The organism is Acinetobacter sp. RF14B (assembly GCF_006864105.1).
Lineage (GTDB): Bacteria > Pseudomonadota > Gammaproteobacteria > Pseudomonadales > Moraxellaceae > Acinetobacter > Acinetobacter lwoffii_C.
The window spans coordinates 1-21,254 of record NZ_SMTB01000047.1; the positions used below are offsets into that span (position 1 = coordinate 1).

Consider the following 21,254-nt stretch of genomic DNA (forward strand, 5'->3'; position numbering starts at 1 on the left):
CGCGCCGGAAGGCTTCGGCACGGCATTTCTGGCGGGTCTGTTGGCTGAGTTTTCCCAGCATTATCCGCTATTGACCATTGACCTGATTCCGGTGCCAAAAACCATTAAACTCTCGCATCGTGAAGCGGATATCGTTATTTCCATCGACCGGCCTAAATCCGGGCCGTATATCATTACCCGGTTGTCCAATTACTGTCTAAAGCTGTATGGCAGTAAACGTTATTTACAACAAAATCCGCCCATTCAAAAACTGGAAGATCTGAAACAGCAACGTTTTGTCAATTATATTGATGATCTGGTTTATAGCGCGGCGCTGTATTCACTGGAACGTCTGCCCTTGCAAGTCAGCGCCTGTTTTCGCAGTAACAGTATTCTGGCGCAGGAGATTGCAGTTCGGGCCGGTGCCGGATTGGCCATTTTGCCGAGATTTCTTGTACATGATAAAAGTGAACTGGAAGAAGTTCTAGGCGATCAGCTGAGTTTTACCCATACTTTCTGGATGCTCACCCTGGTCGATTTACAACATGAGCCGAGAATTAAATTAGTGTGGGATTTTTTGCGTAAACAGGCCGATGTTCAGCAAGAACTGCTAATGGGCAGATAAATCACTATTTGTATAGATTTCAATAACATCTAGACACAGCAAATGAACGGATCACCAGAATTATAGCCAAATCCTAAAGACTATAGAACAATAAAGGTATGGGATACTCAAAAAGTTAACATGTTAAGCAGTCTAAAATGTCCCCTATATGAGCTAAGGGAGTCGGTTTTTAAATACTGTTAGAGGATTATTTTTACACTGCCGCGGCTTTATTGCACGAACTTATCCCAAAGGCTTATTCAGCAATAATTCTCAAATGAATAAGTCTAGACCTAAAATCTATCGTACAACGAATTGATCTTCCTATAACCAAACCTTAATTATGTAAAAGACAAAAACATATTAATATTTATTACAATTAGCTATTAAAGAAAGCAGCAATCGCCTACATCTAATTACCGATTGTACTGACTTGAAATCTTTAAGTGAAAGCAAGTAAAAACGTAAGAAACATTAACATTCATATCGATGATAGCGGCTTAGGCTAAATATGAGTATAGAGGCTGAAACACTGCAAATATGTACAGTTCCGCTCATAATGAACAATATTAGTGATTCACAAGTACTCGATGATTTACCTGATCAAATTTTACTAGATGAGCGGATTAATTCTGTCTATATAGATGGAGCTTATGACACCAAACATTGCAGAAAAGTCTTTTCAGATCGACAAGCACATGCGGTAATTCTATCTTTAAAGCCTTTATGCTCTAAAGCCAATTAAAAATAATATTGATGTAAGCTGCTTACATAGTACTTATATGAATTCTAAAAACAAAAAAACCACTTAGGATTAGTACACCTAAGTGGTTGTTTTATATGGTGGGCCCAGACAGACTTGAACTGTCGACCAACGGATTATGAGTCCGCTGCTCTAACCAACTGAGCTATAGGCCCTATAGGCTGAATTTGTTATATATCAACAAGTTCAGTCGCAGAGAATACTAGCGGAGATTATTTTAAAATACAAGCCTTTTTCATACCGCTTGCACATTAACGCAACAATTCAAATCAGCAAATTTCTCTAATGGATGAAAATTGTTGAAATGAAATGATTACTTATCGTTTTTAAATATTACTTAAAACATATAACTAAAGGATTAATGATAAAAAACTTTTATTTATAGGAATTTTAACACTTCACATGATTGAAATATGAAAGTTTTAAAATTAATCAAATTGCTTAATTCTCTTAGATTCCGTATAAAATTCAATCAAAGACCATACAATAACGAGTGCAAAAATGACAGATGCAAATAGAACAGCAGTAATATACGTCATTTTTTCTAGTCTCCCAGGGGCAATTTGTTTGAATAAAACTCAAAGCTCAACTTTTGAACCTACGACAAAAGTCTAATAAGATTCACGCTTTCTGAACAGCCCCTAAAAGACCTTTTTAATATATTTTTTATATCAACTCATATTTGTTTTATATTTAATCAATTATATTTATTACATCTACGTCTAAGTAAGATTCGCTTTTGGCGACTTCTGCCTTTTCCATACCTCTGCATTTTATTTGCATATTAACTCCACTTTTCTATTGACTGCACACCAAAACAGGCAGAAATTAGCACTCACTATTTCATAGATATACTTTGACTTTCTCTTATGCTGAACAAATTTCTTGGTGAATCTGCATTTAAACTTGCCGGTTGGCAATACCATGTGGAACCGAATGTATTGGAAGACAAACAGGTCATCGTTGGCTTTGAACATACTTCAATGCTAGACGCTGTACTTTCACTGGCACTATTTCAGATTTATGACCTGAAGATTCATACGCTAATCAAAAAAGAGTTATTTAAAGGACCATTGAAACCACTTTTAAAAGCCATAGGGGGTATCCCTGTTGATCGTCAAGCGAATAAAGATATTGTGAGCTTGATGGTGGAGCATTTCCAGCAGCATGAAAAATTTAATCTGGTCATTGCGCCAGAAGCAACCCGTGCCAAAAGTGCTGAAGTACGCAAACCGATCCGCACAGGTTTCTGGCATATTGCCAAAGCAGCCAATGTTCCCATTGTCTTGATGTATGCCAACTCAAAAACCAAACAAGGTGGTATTTTTGGAAAAATCTATCCGACTGAACTGTCTCATGATCTAGCTTTAATCAAGCAGCTTTATAAAGACCAGGTAGGGCTGGAGATTATTATTCCAGAATAAATACTGAGGCAGAGCTCATAAGCAACGACTTTCCCCCCTTACTGGGTTTGCCTCTCTATTTATATTATTTTCTGCCTTGTTTTTCGTTTCTGTTGCTATAGTTTTCCTTTTTAAGGATTTTTTCGACATTATGCTGAAATCTCAAATCTAGCCTCTATTTTCAAAAAAATACCTTATGGTAGAATCTGCCCAATTCGATAGGCATACAGCCGATCTACAAGGAGCATATTTCGCATGGCGGGTCATTCCAAGTGGGCCAATATTAAGCATCGCAAAGCAAAACAAGATGCTAGTCGTGGTAAGTTGTTTACCAAATATATTCGTGAATTGACAACTGCTGCTAAACTCGGCGGTCCAGATGTCGGCAGCAACCCTCGTCTACGTGCTGTAGTGGAAAAGGCATTATCTGTGAATATGACACGTGATGTCATCAACCGTGCAATTCAGCGCGGTGCAGGCGGTGAAGATAATGACGATCTAAAAGAAGTCACTTATGAAGGTTATGGCGTAGGCGGCGTTGCCGTGATTGTAGAGACCATGACTGATAACCTGAACCGTACCGTTCCGGATGTCCGCCACTGTTTTTCTAAAACAGACGGTAATCTCGGTACAAATGGCTCGGTTGCGTTCCTGTTCACCAAACGTGGTGAAATTTCTTTTGAAGATGTGTCTTTAGAAGACCAGATTATGGAAGTTGCACTTGAAGCAGGTGCAGATGACATTGAAGTGGATGAAGATCAGATTCTGGTCATCACCACGCCAGAAGCCTTTGGTACGGTACAGGATGCTTTATCCGCTGCTGGCTTAAAGTCTGACAATGCAGAAGTGGTGATGAGTCCTTCAACCAAGGCTGAAATCACGGACATTGAACAAGCGAAAAAAATCATGAAAATGATTGATATGCTTGAAGATCTGGATGATGTTCAAAACGTGTATACCAACGTAGAATTCTCTGATGAAGTATTAGCGCAGCTAGATACTTAATAGGCTTTAGAATAAAAAACGCACCTTCAGGTGCGTTTTTTATTGAAACTTGTTAGGGCGTGTCCTCATTTGGCTTTACACCAAATAAACATGCAAGCAATGTAAATCATAGACTGATAATTTCGTGCAAGCTTATCAAATCGGGTAGCAATAGCACGGAAATGTTTTAATCTCGCAAATGCATTTTCAACTAAATGTCTTAATTGATATAGATATTTATCAAACTCCTTATTCGACCTCTTACTATTTGATCTCATTGGAATAATGGGAATCATATCCTTATTCTGGGCATATATTCTAATCTGCCCAGCAGCATATCCCTTATCAGCAATAAGATAAGTTGCCTCGTCTACAGTATCAATCAGTTGTTTTGCAACTTGACTGTCGTGGACGTCACCCCCAGTGATTTTAAAATCAATCGGTAATCCATTCGCGTCGGTTGCAAGATGTATTTTTGTTGTTCGTCCACCACGTGATTGTCCAATTGCTCTTTTGAAACCATGCCGAGCTCCACTTGCATGTTGATGCACGCGTATGTAGCTTCCGTCAATGAATACCCATTCTTGATCCAGGACGCCTCGTAATCTAAAAAAAATTTATCCCACAATCCCTTGCTTGCCCAACGATTAAAGCGATTGTAAGCAGTTTGCCAAGGACAAAATTCTTGGGGAATATCCCGCCATGTGGCGCCTGTACGCAGTTTCCATAAGATCGCTTCCATGATATTTCTACTATTCTTTGAACAGTAGCACCCATGTAATCGCATAGTATCTTGAATTTTCTGCCAGATATCATCGGTAAGAAGAGTGCGTGCCATTGAAAATGTAGAAATAAAAATAACTCAAAGGAGGATTTTAAGTATTTAAAACCAATTCTTCAAATGAGGACACGCCCTAGAAATAATTGGATATTTTAAACTTTGTTTAATAGCCCACTACAATTAAAGACATTGTATTCCTTGATCACAAAACTGGAATGCAGAGCCACCACATGCTCGATCTTGCCAATTTTATTTAACAAGATTTCACTGTAGTTTTCCATATCACGCGCAACCACTTCTACAATAAAATCGGCTGATTGTCCCGTCACGAGAAAAGCATGAATGACCTCAGGAATATCTTCCAACTCTTCCAGAAATTTGGCAAAAGTATCACTATCATGTTTGCTTAAAGAAACTTGCAACAGCACATGCAGGCTAAAGCCAAGCTTTTGATAATTAATCTCCCGCTTCAAACCACTCATAATATTCTGATCAATCAGATGCTTGATACGGCGGTGTACGGAACTAACTGACAGATTTACTCGCTCCGACAGCTCATTCAGGTTAATGTCTTCATGGGTTAAAATTTCCAGAATATGTTTATCGAAACGATCCAGCTCCATATTTATACTCTTATCTATCTCTTTAGAAATGCAGGATTAACTTTAAAAAATCCTACACAACATTTCGGTAATTTTCACAAGATTTGCTTATTTTGAAAATATTTTTGGAATAACCAGTAGCTTTCAAGATTTTTTATATCTTACGATTTGAATCTTAAAACTTTGCTGTCATTTAATATACACAGAATATAACTCAGGCTATACTCCACGCCAGTCGACCCGCGCACAACGTTCAGTCCGGTAGATCCGGCAGATATATTGTCCAAGGGGTAAGTCTTCCAGATACTGCTGATATTCACGGTATTCTTCGGAGAGATTTTCAAAGTTTTCTTTTTCCCAAGGCGTACCGGGAATGGCCAATAAAGGGGCCAGCATCGAACACACGGCAATATCCGCCAGCCCCAAACGTGAACCCACAAAATATTGTCCACCCGCTTGCACCAGCAAGGCATTGAGCCGCTGTACCGCAACATCAATCTGCTGTCTAGACTCCGCCACTGTTTCTTCATTCAGCGCATAGCCTCTGGCCACCACCGCTTTTAAAAGAGGCCGGGAGTATTTTTCAAACTGACGTAAATAACCTTGCTCACCAATTAAAATATCCATGGATTCATCATCATATGCCAAAGCCTGAGCCAACATCCAGCGTCTGACATGCCGCCCTAGCTCCAAGGTCATTTCATTAATATTTAAACTTTGCTGGCGCCATGGGCCTTCTGGGTACAGCAGGCCATGTTCCGGATAGGCATCATCTAGATATAGTGTAATCTGGGTGGAATCGGCAATCCACCGGTCCTGATCACGCAGAATTGGCAGGCGGTTTTGTCCGGTTTTCAGTCGGGCAAATGCCCGATGTACCCCGGGAATCAGGTTCTGTGCAACATAGTCCAGCTCTTTATGGTCCAACATCCAGCGCGCTTTTTCACAAAAGTGAGATAAAGGAAACTGGTATAGAGTTCGCATGCATGCTCCGTATATATGCCAAGATGAGGACTATTTTCGTCTAATGGTTATTCCAGCTACTTTAGACATTCGCCTGTTTAAAAACAATGTGATTTTTATTTAAAATTAACATCATGAGGGTCAAGCCGCTCTTGTTAGGCCAGCATCTGCTTATTTTCCTCTGGTTTTTTCGATTTATCCAGACTCTATCAAAAATGGTCCGATTGCAATAAAGCTAATACACATCACCTGACTTTGGTGCGGCTTTCATGTAAAATCACAGGCAATTTTTATATAACGCTTTGTGAGTTATTTCATGGGTTTTAATTGTGGTATTGTAGGCCTGCCGAACGTTGGTAAATCTACGCTTTTCAATGCATTAACTAAAGCTGCTATTGCTGCAGAGAACTTCCCATTCTGTACCATTGAGCCCAATACAGGTATCGTGCCTGTACCGGACATGCGTTTAGACAAGCTTGCTGAAATTGTAAAACCACAACGCGTTATTCCAACCACGATGGAATTTGTGGACATCGCAGGTCTGGTGGCAGGCGCATCGAAAGGTGAAGGTCTGGGTAACCAGTTCTTGGCCAATATCCGTGAAACGGATGCAATTGCACATGTAGTTCGCTGTTTCGAAGATGAAAATGTCATTCATGTGAATGGTAAAATTGATCCTTTAGATGATATTGCGACCATTAATACCGAACTGGCCCTAGCTGACCTTGAAACAGTGACCAAAGCTGTCACCCGTCTGGCCAAGTCTGCAAAAGGCGGCGATAAAGAAGCCGTTGCGACCAAAACCGTACTTGAAAAAATCCTGCCTTTGCTAGATGAAGGCAAGCCTGCCCGTGCTGCCGATCTGGATGATGATGAACGTAAACTGGTTCGTGGTTTTGGTTTATTGACATTAAAACCTACCATGTATATTGCCAACGTGGCTGAGGATGGTTTTGAAAACAACCCGCACCTGGATGCAGTACGTGAACTGGCAAGTACGGAAAATGCAATTGTAGTGCCTTTGTGCAACCAGATTGAAGCTGAAATATCACTGCTTGAAGATGAAGACCGCAATGAGTTCCTTGAAGCACTTGGTATGGAAGAACCTGGATTAAACGTGGTTATTCGCGCAGGTTATGCTTTGCTTGGCTTGCAGACTTATTTCACGGCAGGCGTACAGGAAGTTCGTGCCTGGACTGTAAAAGTAGGTGCAACTGCTCCTCAGGCCGCAGGAGTGATCCATACAGACTTTGAAAAAGGTTTCATCCGTGCTGAATGTATTGCTTATGATGATTTCGTACAGTACAACGGCGAAGCAGGTGCCAAAGAAGCAGGTAAATGGCGTTTGGAAGGTAAAACCTATATCGTTCAGGATGGTGATGTTCTACATTTCCGTTTTAACGTGTAATTGATTGTTAAGCTTAAGTTTTTCATTGTTTTTAATTAAAACCCCTTTCGAGGGGTTTTTTTATGGTGTGAAGAAAATATCTTGCACAGCAGGTTAGCATCTGAACAAAGACTTAACGCACCGCAACACTAGTGATAATAATTCTCATTGTACTTTATCAACTTCAGGCGTATTTTATTTCTTAGTCCAATCCGCAACCTGGTGACACTGAGGAACAATAAAATGAGCTATGTACTTCCGCCACTGCCCTATGCTTATGATGTACTTGAACCTCATCTTGATGCCAAAACTATAGAGATCCATCACAACAAGCATCATCAGACTTATATCAATAATATTAACGCGGGTATTGCAGGTACAGAATGGGAAGATTTGTCTGTTGAAACACTGGTAACAAAATTCAATCAAGTACCAGAACCTTTAAAAAACAATGTCATTAATAATGCGGGCGGTCATGCCAACCACTCTTTTTTTTTGGAGCATCATGAGTCCTGAAGGCGGTGGTCATCCCCAAGGGGAAGTTGCACAAGCTATTGATACAGAACTAGGCGGTTTTGAAGCTTTTAAAAAGGCTTTGACCAAAGCTGCACTGACACGTTTCAGCAGTGGCTGGGCATGGCTAAGTGTGGCACCGGATAAAACAATCATTATTGAAAGCAGTGCCAATCAGGATTCTCCACTGATGCATGGCAATATCCCTATTCTTGGACTGGATGTCTGGGAACATGCTTATTACTTGAAATACCAAAACCGCCGCCCTGAATATATTGCTGCTTTTATGAATGTCATAAACTGGAAAGAAGTGAATTGCCGCTATCTTGAAGCCCTAAACACGCCTTAATCTGGAAGGAAGATAAAGAATGACTACTCGCCGCACCCGAATCAAACGGATTATTGGCAGCTCTCTGCTGCTTTGCGGCGTGTGGGTAATTTTGTTTGAATATCTTCCCGGATCATTGTTTTAAAAACCAAACGATCTGTCGCTTAAATGATATATCTCCAGCACAGTTAACAACACTACAATAGCAGCATATTGAATAATCAAGCTAAGGATAAATATCATGAAGGCTTTTTTACATCCGAGTGAAAACCGTGGTCATGTGAAAATGGATTGGCTGGAGTCTAAACACAGCTTCTCCTTTGGTAACTGGTATAATCCGAAATATATGGGCGTTAGTGTATTACGTGTTATCAATGATGACCTGATTAATGCTCATCAGGGTTTTGGTCAGCATCCACATGACAATATGGAAATTCTGACCTGTGTTTTAAAAGGTACCATTACCCACAAAGACAGTATGGGCAATCATGGCGGAATTTCTGCTGGTGAGTGGCAGCTGATGAGTGCCGGCACAGGTGTACGTCATAGTGAGATGAACCAGGGTGGTGAGCAGGTGCATTTATTGCAGATCTGGATTGTGCCTAATGAACGGAATGCCGAACCCAGCTATCAACAAATTAAATGTGATCCGCACGAGCAGCCCAACCAATGGCATTTGATTTGTGGACCAAATGACAATGCGCCTATGCATATCCGCCAGAATACTGAAGTCAAAACTGCAGTGATTCACAAAGGGCAAAGTCTGGAGATTGAAGCAACACAGCAGGTGAATTATGTACATGTGATTTCCGGTTCAGTCCAGATTGCAGAACATACTGTAGCGGCTGGTGGTGCAATTGCTTTCATTGAAGCAAGTCAGATTAAAGCGCTGGAGGATGCTCAAGTGATCTGGTTTGATTTACCAGAAGCCAACCACTAGCCCCTACTCAGCTCAAAGCATATGGTGAGTGATTCAGGTGATCAGTCACCATTTTTAAAAATGGTAAGCAGGTTTAAGATTTAAACTGCCTATATGGCAGTGAACGTGATGCTGTAGATGTTGCGCTGAATACGCAATTTCTAAGCTGCAGCGATGCTCTGTAAATTTCTGCAATAACTGCTGTCTAAACTCTTGCTCAGTCATCTTCTCTTTGGCACAGATAAAGGCATAAGGCAGAACGACTGCATCCTTAACCAAATCCGCCACATCAAACACCAAAGCACCACGGCGGGTTTTTCCATGCATTACGGCAAAACCATGCGGAATACCTAAAACCCAAAGTGTTGTTGCTGCGAGTCCATAGGCCAGATAGTTGCCATGATTGAGAAAATCATTGGCTAAATCTCCCTGTTCCGGATTGCGGCTAAAATCTTTTAAGCCTGTGCGGGTTGCCGCAATTTTATAAAGCTGCTTGGTCATAGCCGCTTCGGTTAACAAGAGGTCGCCGACTTTATTTAAATGCGGTATTTTCTTCTCAAAACCTGTCAGTGCCTGCTGAATATCCAGATCATCCAGATAAAAACCTTCGGCTTTTAAGTCACGGTCTTTGTCCCAAACTTTTCTGATAAATTCAATTCGAGCCTGCTGAAACTGCTTGGCAACTTCTAAACGTTTTGCATCATCAAACCAGAATTGCATCCAGCCTTGCATATACTCCGTGGGACGATATTCACTTTGCGGTGTCATCCATTCAATTTCACAACCCATAAATAAAGGTGTGCCGCCTCCGCCACAAAACCCAACCAGAACACCTGCGCTGGCCAGCATACGCATCGCGGCCTGGATAATTGATGTTCCCGTTCCCAGCATAATGACCGTAGTATTGGCGATCGGAATATTCCAGTACTGGTTTTCATTTTTGGCTTCTGTCAAATACAGGACCCGACCATCTTTTTGCATGACCCGGGCATGCTCCAGGTAGTACACATTCGCGCGTTTGGAATGCAAGATGGCTTTAAGATCTGAAGGATTAAGTTGTTGCATTTTCTATTATTCTTGGTATCAAGTTAAGATCAATATAATGAGATTTATCAACAAATTCGAGCCTGATTTCAAGTTAGGCGACATTTTATGTCTCTTATTCATCTCTATAGAAATACAGTTTTAGGCCGTCTCTTGGAATGACTAGCTGTGTTATTCAGAAAGATTGAGCTTAATTTCATGCGAATCGCTCTATCCCCATCCTCTGCTGGATGAACTCTGTTGATTAAGTTATTGGTCTTCTGCTTTATTTTTATATTAGAGTTGTTTCACAAATCATTCTTTAATTAACGTAAAGGAAATTCCCTTTCCTTGTACGAATGGGTCAGGGAGAGGCTCTTATAACCCCCCCTCATCTTCTTGCGGAATATGCTCTTCATTCTAAAGAGAGAGGGAGCTTTTAATCTCTGTTTAAACATGTAATTAGCATTATTATTTTTCGATTGAAGAAAGAGATCTACTGATCAGACATTTATATAGAATCAGAACGCCTCAGTCTGCCCCAACACCTCATATAGACGCGTGCTTCAAAACGCCTCATTCTGCCATGATGATCGTTAAAAAGTGATTCATTTTTGATAGATATCATCAACCTTTGAATAAATGTTTTTAAAATTAGCTGGCTTTTTCCTTTTGATATGTCACTTCATAATCATTTAAATCTAAATGTTTTAACCGCTGCTTCAATGTTTTCAATGACCATGGCCAAGCCGCAAAATTACGCCCATTGGCGTCCAGATAATAACTCTTACAACCACCTGCATTAAAAACTGTTGTTTTTAAATGTTTTTGTACCAGCTCATTATGTTCTCTGATCACCTCTGGCTTAATGTTCAGTTGACTAATTCCCTGTTGCTTAATTTTAAGCAGACCATCCACAATATAATCCAGTTGTGCTTCTGCCAAACCAATAAATGAATCATAAACCAATACATTCGGCCCCAAGATCAAAAAAGCATTCGGTACATTTTCAATACTGGTGCCTAAATAAGCTTCTGGTGAACTATTCTTCCACAAATCATGCAAACATTCCCCCTTCTCATTGCTAATCCGCTTACCAATCGGTGGATGAGAAACCTCAAAACCTGTTCCCCAAATAATGACATCAACTTCATGGCGTTCACCATTTGCAGATACCACGTGATTGCCTTCTACTTTCACCAAGCCATGTGGAATCAACCGGGTATTTGCCTGCTGTAAGGCGGGATAATAATTATTGGCAAATAACAAACGTTTACAGCCAATAGTAAAGTTTGGAGTTACATTTTTGCGTAGTTCAGCATCTTCAATCTGAAAGCGCAGTATCAGTTTGGCCAGTTCACCTATCGGTTTTAATACCGCTGGGTTACGTAGGCCAAAATTAATTGCATTCAGTGACTGGGCCACTGTTTTCCGCCACGCTGTCTGAATGAAAGGAAATTTTGCAATCATTGCCTTGCTGAGGTTACCCAGCTCCATATCCGGTTTTGGAACCACCCACGGAGCTGTGCGCTGGAAGACATACAGTGCTTTAGCTTTGGGCTGAATTTGGGGCACAAACTGAATGGCCGATGCACCCGTGCCAATTACTGCAATCCGCTTATCTGTCAAATCATATTCATGATTCCATTGCGCTGAATGGAACATCTCCCCTTGAAAAGTGTCGAGGCCTTCAAGCTGTGGAGTTTGAGCTTCGGTAATAGGACCTGTGGCAAAAACCACGGTTCTGGACAGGTATTGGCCTTTATTGGTCTTGATTACCCACAAATGACACTGTTTATCCCATGCCGCATTTAACAGTTCAGTTCCAAATTCAATCTTGGCGCGGATCTTAAACTTTTCACTGACCTCTTCCAGATAATTCAGGATTTCAGGTTGACGCGCAAACAGATGACTCCAGTTTGCACTGGGCGCAAATGAATAAGAATATAAAGCCGAGGGTACATCACAGCCACAACCTGGATAAGTGTTTTCACGCCAGGTTCCACCGACCCGGGTCGCCTTTTCAATCATCTTGTAATTGTGATAACCCGCCTGATCAAGGCGAATGGCGGTGGCAATGCCTGAAATACCTGCACCCACAATAAATGTATCGTAAATATGTGGGGTTAATGCTTTTCTTTTAGCGGTGTCTAATTTTTCTGCTTGAGCTGTCATTTTAAATGTCCCTTAACTCTGATATTGACTTGGCTATCTTGCCAAGCTTTTTATCCTGATCTCCGCACTGACTTTAGACCTGAACTATTTATATGTCAGACACGCTGCTATGTTTATTGATTTAGCTTTCAAGTGAAGAGATTTCTTATTCCGCCTCATAGCCCAGATCGCGGAAGGTATTTCCTGTCTCCTACGAAAAAGGCTGGAGATTTTTATATTTCACTTCATTAACCGGTACAAATTACCCAAAAATTTCGCATATAAATTTGGAGCTATCCGTTTCATCAACCAGAATAATTTGGCATCAAGCTGAGGAATAGTATAAAGCTGGCCTTGATCCAGACGATCCAAAGTCAGTTCCGCGACTTTATTGCTAGTGGTCAATGCCAGATTAGTCAGGGCATAATCCATAATTCCTTTATGCGGGAGCTTGCCATTTTTAATAATATTGGTCGGCACCAGCGTTGGACAGACGACATTGACTTGGATATTAAACTTTCTCAGCTCGGCAGCCAGTGTTTCCGATAAAGCTCGTACACCGGCTTTAGTGACGTTATAGGCGGTCATTTCTGGAGCGGCGGTATAGGAGGCTGCTGAAGCGACATTAATAATGGCCCCATGTCCTAACTTTTTAAATTTAGGCACAAAATAATGACAACCATGCACCACGCCCCACAAATTTACATCAGTGACCCATTTCCAGTCGTCCAGCGTCACTTCATCAAACTTGCCACCCAAGCCGACCCCTGCATTATTAATCAGCAATGTGGTGGGGTGCTGCATTAACTGCTCGGCCTGATTCGCCAGCTGTTCGACTTGTCTGGCATTACCCACATCACATTTCACGGCAAACGCTTGGGCGCCCGAGGCTGTAATTAGCGCAACAGTTTCTTCAGCAGCCTCCAGATTAATATCAGCACACACCACCATACTGCCCCGTTTGGCCAGCTCAAGGGCGAAATTACGGCCAATCCCGCTTCCGGCACCTGTCACCACGGCAAAGGCATTCTGGCTGGGCTTGGTTTTTTTTCTAAATAATTTCATTTTTATTATCCAGCAAATATAGTCTTGAGCAGAATTAGCTTAGGCAGAAGCTGCAGGTACAGGCGGTAAAAATTCTTTCAGGAAATAAGGTGTTAACAATCCAGTTTCAGGATGCAATAATCGCTCTTTGTAATAGGCCAGATAGGCTGTCGTATCATGGTCATTAGGATGAAAGCTCGGACGCAGATATTCCAAAATATGCATAAAGCTGCTACCAAACACGCCACGCTCACTGCCAAATAACAAGGCTGTGCTTTCTAGCACATCTTTCATATAACGCGGATTTATCAAATTGCTGGGTTTACGCACAAATGGCATGAGATAACCGCCAAGCGACACCCCGCCCAGAATGGTTAAGCTTGCCAGTAAAAAACCGGTAATTCGTAGCCAGTAATTACCTGATAATTCCAGAAACACATCATAAGCAATATCTTTATGTTCGGATTCTTCCAACATATGCCACATCCACATGGCACGCTGTCTTTCATCCTGTGAACCCAGCAGATATGCCTCGTGCTGCATCATAAACTCGGCTAGAACCGCCGTATAATGTTCAATGCCGGCCATTAAGGAAAGCTGTAAGGAATGGGGCAGTTTGTAGATGCCATAATCAAACACTTTTGCAGCGATGGCGCGCAGCAACTCGACGGGATAGCCATTTTCCTTTAAAACTTCATCATTAAACTGATTATGAATTTTGGAATGAATGGCCTCTTGTCCAATCAGGGAGGTAAGCCTCTGTTTCAACACCGGATCATCAATAAAATCCCGATGATGACGTGCAGTTGCAATCACCACATCTTCACCAAAAGTCAAAAAAATTGACAAGGCATGAAAATAAGAAGAGGCTAATTCTTTATTGAGGAAAAACCGCTTATCTAGCTCTGCCGGGTTAAATTTAAAATCAAAGTGACGAATCGGAATGGGGGATTTATCGACAATATTTTGAACAATTCCCTGATATTTCGTACTTAATTTTTCTGTAAAAACGTTTCTAATAATTTGAGTGACCATAGTTTAATCCCTATAGAGAGAATAAAAAAATCCAAAACCAGCACCTGAGTTGAAGCGTAAAATTGTTTATAAGGTTGTTTCTGCAATTTTACTGAATACCATCCTTCAAACCTCAAGCCAGATCGTGCCGCATCCTTCCTGAAAAAGTTTAAAGGGGTGCCTGAATTCCTAACAGCATAGTGCACTGATAAAATATGACCAGAACCAAACTGCCCATATCACTATGAACTTTTTTGCCAATTCTGTGGATTAACATCTGCCTTACAGATGTGGCTTAGAAACCAGCCTCTGGATTTATTTTCCATGGCACAGCAAGTGCATATTGGATGGCAATGCAGACTCTAATTCAGAGGATGGATTTACTTACTTCCAGGAATAAAATTAAAAAGTTATTTTCAAACAAATCCTTGATTGAAAATATTAAAAAATAAATAGCTCTGCCCTGATGTACCAGTGACAGTTAAAACGATGGGGTCAATACCTCAGCATACCTAAGAATGGTGCTACAAAATATTAGCTCGGAGATTAAAGGATTCTGAAAGACGGTTAGCTCAAGTCGAAACCTTAACAAAAATTTAGATGGTAAAATATAAATTCACCTTGATCTTCGCCTAAAACAAAAAATGGATATTAAAACAATATCCATTTTTTTAATGCCTGACTTAACTGATCAAGGCTTTTCACCTTGAGCCAATCGTTGCTCAATCTCATTTAGCACAGCAGGCAAGTCTGCAATACTGTCAATGACATAATGCGCTCCTGAAGCATGCATTTTTGCATAAGCTTTTTCTTTTAGACTGACCTGTTCAGACTCAGGCAGTGCCTTCCATTCTTCATAGCTCAGACCAACCTCATTGCCACTCACGGCCAAGCCTACTGTCCAGCATCCCCCATTTAAGCCCTCATGAATACCCACGACGGTATCATCCACTTTCACCACTGTTTTAATATCCAGAACATCCAGTTCAATCAAGTTCTTCCATAACATTTCTGGATACGGACGACCATGTTTCACATCACTCGCAGTAATAATGCAATCAGGCACATAACCTTGTTGCGCTGCATCTTTTACCAACTCAGCAATCATCATACTGGCATAACCGGTATTGCTGCCGATTTTTGCCCCACGTGCGCGAATATCTGCAAATGTTTCCAGTGCGCCCGGAATCAGCTGTGAACATTGCGGAATGGCTTTTAACTGATAAGGAATAAAGTCCTGATATAAACGGTCAATATCGGCAATGGTTACTTCTGCCCCATGTGCCTGCTTCCATGCAGCTGCCACACGCGGCATGGCTAACACAGCTGCAATATGATCGCGTTTCTCCAAACCCATCGGCGCACGTGCTTCTTCAATGGTGATTGCAACCTGATTATCTGCAAACAATGCCATGAAAGCTAAAATTGGGGCACGTGAACCAAAATCGACTGTGGTTCCAGCCCAGTCGAAAATAACCGCTTGCAAGGTATTAGATGAAATTGTCATGAGTCTTTCCTTAAAAAATTAAATATAAATCAATAAAAATAAGCTAAATTATTTCTGGCAGTAGACTGAAATTGCAGCCAGTAAACGTTGAATGTCTTCCAGATAAACTCGCCAATATTGCCAATCCGGAAACAGTTCAAATCGGTGACTTTGCCGGGATAGATGACAAAACCTGCCTGTTTTAAATTCTCATAGAGCTCCTGAAAGCTAAAGTCGGCCGTATTTGGATACATAAATGTAGTAATGATCGGCGATTGTGGAATATCAGTATCAAGTACCAGTTTAAAACCAAGTTTTTGCATGCCATCCGCAAGACATTTTTGATTATTCACATAACGCTGATAACGGGCTTCAACCCCGCCTTCCTGCTCCAGTTCCAGCAAAGCCTGATAAAATGCACGTACCACATGTGTAGGTGAAGTAAAACGCCATTTACCATCATGCTGTTCCATGGTGTTCCATTGATCGTAAAGATCCAGACTTACTGAACGCGCCTGACCTTTGCAGGCTTGTAATTGTTCACGTTTTGCCAGAATAAAACCAAAACCGGGCACCCCCTGAATACATTTATTGGCACTTGAAATTAAAAAGTCGATTTCAAGCTTTGCAATGTCCATCGGCACCCCTCCAAATGAACTCATCGCATCCACGATCCAGACTTTGCCGGCAGCTTTCACAAGACGGCCAATCTCTTCAATAGGATTGAGCAAGCCCGTCGTAGTCTCACAATGCACACAAGACACATGAGTAATACTTGAATCGCTTAATGCCTTTTCAATATCACTTAAATCGGGAATTTGAGTCTCCGGATAAGCCAGCTCAACCACTTCGATATTTAAGCAACGTGCCATCTGCACCATGCGGGCACCATAGGCCCCATTATTAATAATTAAAATTTTGCCATTTTTAGGCAGGGCTGAACCTAATACAGTTTCTACAGAAAAACTGCCACTTCCCTGCATCAGCACGGCGCTGTAAAGTTCTGTTTCTGAGGTCGCCAAAGCCACTAAACGCTGGCGAATATCTTGCACCAGACCATTATATTCTTTGTCCCAGGTACACCAGTCACGCTGCATTACCCGGCGCACGGCTGGAGAAGTCGACAATGGTCCAGGGGTAAGCAGTAAATATTTGTTTTCTAGTTCAACATGCGCGTTCATTCATCAATTCCTTACTGAGACTTTCACTTTAATTACAATCAATATAGCGCAATCTGGTTTAAACCAGATTACAGAATATGGTTTTTTAATACTTCTTGCATAAAACCTGCACCTGTAGTCATCCCCTTGCCTGCAATAGCACTTATCAAGTAAATATTCGGTTCCGCTTCGGTTACACAGGCCAGCTCTTGAGGATGTGTGAGGTAATAACCATTCCAGCGAGACTCAATGGCTGGAAGTTTCAAACCTATTTTTTCTTTACAATATTTAAGAATAAATTGATTGATTTCTTCACGTTGATTAAATTGAGGTGTATCTTGAATGGCATGATATTCATGACTGTCGCCTAAAATAATCTGTCCAAATTCATTTTGTTTGATCAAAATATGAATTCCGTAGTCTTTGACCAGACCTTGCTGTGATTCTTCTTTTAATGCTTGATGACTGGGGCAAATTTCAAAAGCAGGATAACGGGAGATAGATAAGCCCGAATAAATCGATGCTTTCAGATCATGCGCCAAAGGCTGAGTCAGGGCCATTTGTAAAGCACAGCGCTGCAGACCCAAGTGCTGCAAGAGTTCTGGATATAGAATTTGTGTCGTTTCACCATGACAGATCAAGACTTTTTCTGCGCGATAATGCTGTCCTGAAGCCAGCTGGATTTCAGCATATCCACGGTGATAACGGGTGCGTACTACACAGGCATTACAATAGATTTCAATACCCAGTTGCTTGGCATATTGCAATAAACGATGTCCTGCCAGATGTGGTTCGACCGAATAATCTTCCTGAAATATTAAGGCACCGCTGATGTTGGCGCTGTGGTCCAGGTAACCATAACGTTCAAACACTTGTGTGCGGCTCAATAGTTCGACCGGAATCTGGTAATCCGGTGCAGCTTGAGCAAACTCATTCAGCACTTGCCATTCCAAAGCGGTATTGGCCAGATATAAACCATCGCGCTGCTGAAATGAAATATCATGCTGCGCTTGAATGCGCTGATAAAACTTGCGGGTTTCGAGCGCGTATTGGCGCCATTTTGCATCTGGACGGCTTAAAGCTGGACTTTCAGCCCCTGTTCAGCCGCCTGAATGGCCGCTGACAGTCCTAAAATACCGGCGCCGACAATAATTAAATCTGTTTTTGCTGTGTTCATCGAAGGTTTCCATGCCTTTTCAAGTTTTTCAGGATGCAAAATCCTAAGCCTTGTTAAAAAGCGTTCAAAAAATGAGTATTCATTAAGGTTTAAAACAAATTAAAAGGATAAAAAATAGAACTCTTTTCTCACCTAATGCTGATGCTCGCGCCAGCGCTGACTCGACTTCATCATTTTCCGGGTCAACAGCCAGTGCAACAGCTTGACTACACAGGACGTCACTAAAATCAAAATGCTCATGGCAACCGCTGCCACGGTATCCCCGGCATCATCCATATTCAGCACGGCCACCGAAGCCAAATTGGTATCCGGTGAGTAAAGGAAAATGGCCGCTGAAACCGTCGTCATGGCATTGACAAAGATATAGACCGACACATCACACAACGCAGGAAAGGTTAAAGGCAAATAGACTTTGTAAAACATTTTCCAATTTGAGGCTCCCAGACTTTGCGCAGCATGATCCAGTTGGGTCGGAATCTGTTTAATAGCATTGCTCAAGGTTAAATGCGGCACGGTGTAGTAATGGATAATGGTCGAAATCACTAATAAGGTTAATGAACCATATAGCACCGACATGGGATTTTCAGGCTGATTAAAAAACAGGATATAGGCTATTCCGAGTACCAGCCCGGGTACGGCCAATGGTAATAAAACCAGCATCTGCACATAATTTTTAATCACAGGATGGGCTTTAAAACGCTCGGTAAATAAAGCAATGATGAAAATCAGTACCGTACCGGCCAGCGTGCTCCAAAGTGCCAGCTGAATAGAGTTGAAATAACTGGACCAGCCACCGCCATCCACGTAGTCGAAGCGGTAATGGTTCAGCGTCAGCGAAAGATCGTAGGGCCAATAGCGGATAAAAGAAGCCAAGATTGCAGTGATCACAATTAATAAAATACTGCCTGCAATCACGCTGCAAAATATGATCAGCAGCTTTTCCAGACGTGGATTGTTCTTGATACGATAAGGCTGGATCTGGAAGCTCTGAAAGCGGGCCTGACGACGGCTTTGATAGCGGTCAAAAATAAGGCCATCACAGCAGGACAAAGCAGCAGAATAGAAATTACTGCCCCCATATTCATATTTTGCTGGCCAATAATTTGCTTATAAACATCCAAAGCCATCATATTGAACGAGCCACCAATTACCTTGGGAATACCAAAATCGGTAATCACATAAGTAAATGCCACCAGACAGGCACTGACCAGTCCGTAACGAATGGCAGGTAAAGTGACCGCCCAATGCGTCTGCCAACTGTTTTTACCTAAAACGTGAGAAGCTTCAATTAAACGCTGGTCAATATTACGAAAGGAGGCCATCATCAGCATAACCATGGCAGGAAACAGCCAGAAACAGTAACTGATGAGAATGCCCAAAGGCCCATAAATTTGCACATCACCCAGCAGACCTTTGAACACCCCCTGCTGTCCGAACAGATAGACCAGAGCCAATGAAGGTAAGAGCGAGGGAGCTAAAATCGGCAAAAATGCCACGGTTTTAAAAAATGCCTTGCCTCGCATATGCGTGTTGGTCAAGGCAAATGCATAGATACTGGCCAAACTCACTGTCACCAGCATCGCAGTACAGGCAATCCAGACAGAGTTGAAGATGGAGGACAACAGAGCTGGATTGGAAAAATAGGCTATAAAATTTTGCAGGCCGACAAATTTCTGATTTTCATCCAAAAATGCGCTTTGCAATAATAATAACAGCGGTACAATGAGACTTAGGGTCAGTACCATTGCTGCAACGAACAGCACTGCACTAGAACGTAATGAATAAAATGAAGGTTTGGATTTTTTACTGCTTAAAATGGCTTCTGCGGTTGACTGATTTAACATCTGGCTATTCCTTGCAAGTCAAACACATGTAAAGCCTGAGTCGGGATTTGTAGCCACATGTCATCCGCTAAATTCATGAGTTGCTGATTTTCAATATCAATTTGCAATTGGACTGGCGCAGCCTGTGGGTCATTTTGTTTCAATTCACAAAACAGGCGACGCTTCGCGCCAAGAAATTCCATATTTAAAATACGGACAGCTAAACTAAATCGTCCTTTACGCTCTTCTGGTTTTAAAGCCAATTCAATATTTTCTGGTCTAAATGCAATCTCGAGTTGCTCGCCTGCCCTAAAATTTATGCTTGGATGATCCAACTCATATTGCCCGGCAATCTTTAAGCTATGGGTTGAAATTGCTGTGGCCTGAATAAAGTTCATGGTGCCGATAAATTGCGCGACAAAACGGGTTTGTGGCTTATAGTAAATATTGTGCGGAGTATCCAGCTGTTCAATCAGGCCTTTATTCATCACCGCAACACGATCGGAAATACTTAAAGCTTCTTCCTGATCATGAGTGACCATAATTGCAGATAAATTCAGTTGTTGTTGAATGGCACGGATTTTCTGGCGCAGATTTAAACGCACCAAGGCATCCAAGGCAGACAACGGTTCATCCAGCAACAAAATATCGGGTTTCGGGGCAATGGCCCGTGCTAGTGCAACACGCTGCTGCTGCCCACCCGACAATTGGTTTGGATATTTATCACTAATCTCCGGCAGTTCAATCAGCTGTAATAACTCAGTAATGCGTGTTTGGATTTGTGCCGCTGTCCATTGTTTTTTATGCAGGCCAAAAGCAATGTTTTCTGCAACAGTCAAGTTTGGAAACAAAGCATAGTTTTGAAACACAATCCCGCATTTGCGTCTGGCAGTATTCAGGTGAGTAATATCGACATGCTGTTTAATAATCCGGCCATAATCGGGCTGTTCCAGACCTGCAATAATACGTAGCAATGTGGTTTTTCCGCAGCCTGAGGGGCCTAAAAAGCTGACAAACTCCCCATTGCTGTCCCACAATTTTTCACAAGAGGAAGCTCATTTGAGCTTCCTCTTGTTTTATGGGTATTTTATCGGGTGAAAATAAAGCTTTTAAAGTTCTTCTTTCAAACAAATTCACTTGAATTATT

The 21,254-nt window shown here is 41.6% G+C and carries 13 protein-coding genes, 1 tRNA gene and 6 pseudogenes; 7 read left to right on the plus strand and 13 right to left on the minus strand.

All coding sequences use genetic code 11. From position 1 onward, the window contains the following. Together E2K52_RS08545 and E2K52_RS15730 are read left to right on the plus strand one after the other, a co-directional pair. Positions 1 to 604: LysR substrate-binding domain-containing protein (locus tag E2K52_RS08545; RefSeq protein WP_151204734.1), on the plus strand; the 604-nt coding region annotated here is incomplete at its 5' end. A 496-nt stretch (positions 605 to 1,100) separates the two neighbouring features. Beyond that, positions 1,101 to 1,292: pseudogene (locus E2K52_RS15730) on the plus strand (IS5/IS1182 family transposase); the annotation flags it as partial. 132 nt (positions 1,293 to 1,424) lie between these two features. On the opposite strand, the gene E2K52_RS08555 reads toward E2K52_RS15730, so the two are convergent. Next, positions 1,425 to 1,501 (minus strand) — tRNA-Ile (locus tag E2K52_RS08555). A 714-nt stretch (positions 1,502 to 2,215) separates the two neighbouring features. Here E2K52_RS08555 and E2K52_RS08560 point away from each other — a divergent pair. Beyond that, positions 2,216 to 2,770 carry a 1-acyl-sn-glycerol-3-phosphate acyltransferase gene (locus E2K52_RS08560; RefSeq protein WP_151204736.1) on the plus strand — a complete coding sequence of 185 codons (555 nt, stop codon included), beginning with the start codon at positions 2,216 to 2,218 and terminating at the stop codon, positions 2,768 to 2,770. A gap of 234 nt (positions 2,771 to 3,004) precedes the next feature. Next, positions 3,005 to 3,754: a YebC/PmpR family DNA-binding transcriptional regulator gene (locus E2K52_RS08565; protein ID WP_151204737.1), complete on the plus strand. Its 750-nt coding sequence runs from the start codon at positions 3,005 to 3,007 to the stop codon at positions 3,752 to 3,754. 65 nt (positions 3,755 to 3,819) lie between these two features. Here the strand turns inward: E2K52_RS08565 and E2K52_RS08570 are convergent. From E2K52_RS08570 to E2K52_RS08580, 3 genes are all read right to left on the minus strand, one after another. After that, a protein-coding gene (locus E2K52_RS08570; protein WP_413772989.1) for an IS5 family transposase occupies positions 3,820 to 4,571 on the minus strand; the annotation gives its coding sequence in 2 pieces (ribosomal slippage) (positions 3,820 to 4,337 and positions 4,337 to 4,571; 753 coding nt in all). Between the two features lie 95 nt (positions 4,572 to 4,666). Continuing rightward, positions 4,667 to 5,137, minus strand: a complete 471-nt coding sequence (locus E2K52_RS08575) for an Lrp/AsnC family transcriptional regulator (protein ID WP_151204738.1) — start codon at positions 5,135 to 5,137, stop codon at positions 4,667 to 4,669. Positions 5,138 to 5,335: 198 nt separating this feature from the next. After that, positions 5,336 to 6,100, minus strand: a complete 765-nt coding sequence (locus tag E2K52_RS08580) for a glutathione S-transferase family protein (protein WP_151204739.1) — start codon at positions 6,098 to 6,100, stop codon at positions 5,336 to 5,338. Between the two features lie 295 nt (positions 6,101 to 6,395). Here E2K52_RS08580 and ychF point away from each other — a divergent pair, with 295 nt between their 5' ends. The 3 genes and pseudogenes from ychF to E2K52_RS08595 all read left to right on the plus strand — a co-directional run bounded on the left by ychF (position 6,396) and on the right by E2K52_RS08595 (position 9,247). Beyond that, positions 6,396 to 7,487, plus strand: coding sequence for a redox-regulated ATPase YchF (gene ychF / locus E2K52_RS08585; protein ID WP_151204740.1), 1,092 nt, complete (start codon positions 6,396 to 6,398; stop codon positions 7,485 to 7,487). A gap of 222 nt (positions 7,488 to 7,709) precedes the next feature. After that, positions 7,710 to 8,328 (plus strand): annotated as a pseudogene (locus E2K52_RS08590) (superoxide dismutase). Between the two features lie 220 nt (positions 8,329 to 8,548). Then, complete coding sequence (locus E2K52_RS08595; RefSeq protein ID WP_151204741.1) at positions 8,549 to 9,247, plus strand: pirin family protein; 699 nt, start codon at positions 8,549 to 8,551, stop codon at positions 9,245 to 9,247. A 54-nt stretch (positions 9,248 to 9,301) separates the two neighbouring features. Here E2K52_RS08595 and cas1f read toward each other — a convergent pair whose 3' ends face one another. From cas1f to E2K52_RS08640, 9 genes and pseudogenes are all read right to left on the minus strand, one after another. After that, on the minus strand, positions 9,302 to 10,291 hold the full coding sequence (gene cas1f, locus E2K52_RS08600) for a type I-F CRISPR-associated endonuclease Cas1f (protein ID WP_227548223.1): 990 nt from the start codon (positions 10,289 to 10,291) through the stop codon (positions 9,302 to 9,304). 612 nt (positions 10,292 to 10,903) lie between these two features. Further along, positions 10,904 to 12,424: a flavin-containing monooxygenase gene (locus E2K52_RS08605; RefSeq protein WP_151204742.1), complete on the minus strand. Its 1,521-nt coding sequence runs from the start codon at positions 12,422 to 12,424 to the stop codon at positions 10,904 to 10,906. A 219-nt stretch (positions 12,425 to 12,643) separates the two neighbouring features. Continuing rightward, complete coding sequence (locus tag E2K52_RS08610) at positions 12,644 to 13,468, minus strand: SDR family NAD(P)-dependent oxidoreductase (RefSeq protein ID WP_151204743.1); 825 nt, start codon at positions 13,466 to 13,468, stop codon at positions 12,644 to 12,646. A gap of 39 nt (positions 13,469 to 13,507) precedes the next feature. Beyond that, positions 13,508 to 14,482 (minus strand): metal-dependent hydrolase, encoded by a 975-nt coding sequence (locus E2K52_RS08615; RefSeq protein WP_151204744.1) that lies wholly within the window; start codon positions 14,480 to 14,482, stop codon positions 13,508 to 13,510. A 670-nt stretch (positions 14,483 to 15,152) separates the two neighbouring features. After that, positions 15,153 to 15,968: a phosphonoacetaldehyde hydrolase gene (phnX, locus tag E2K52_RS08620; protein WP_151204745.1), complete on the minus strand. Its 816-nt coding sequence runs from the start codon at positions 15,966 to 15,968 to the stop codon at positions 15,153 to 15,155. 48 nt (positions 15,969 to 16,016) lie between these two features. Continuing rightward, positions 16,017 to 17,128: pseudogene (gene phnW, locus E2K52_RS08625) on the minus strand (2-aminoethylphosphonate--pyruvate transaminase). A gap of 68 nt (positions 17,129 to 17,196) precedes the next feature. Further along, a pseudogene (locus E2K52_RS08630) lies at positions 17,197 to 18,284 on the minus strand (FAD-dependent oxidoreductase). Positions 18,285 to 18,416: 132 nt separating this feature from the next. Beyond that, positions 18,417 to 20,128: pseudogene (locus tag E2K52_RS08635) on the minus strand (putative 2-aminoethylphosphonate ABC transporter permease subunit). Next, a pseudogene (locus E2K52_RS08640) lies at positions 20,122 to 21,129 on the minus strand (ABC transporter ATP-binding protein); the annotation flags it as partial. The pseudogenes E2K52_RS08640 and E2K52_RS08635, both read right to left, overlap by 7 nt. Between the last annotated feature and the right edge of the window lie 125 nt (positions 21,130 to 21,254).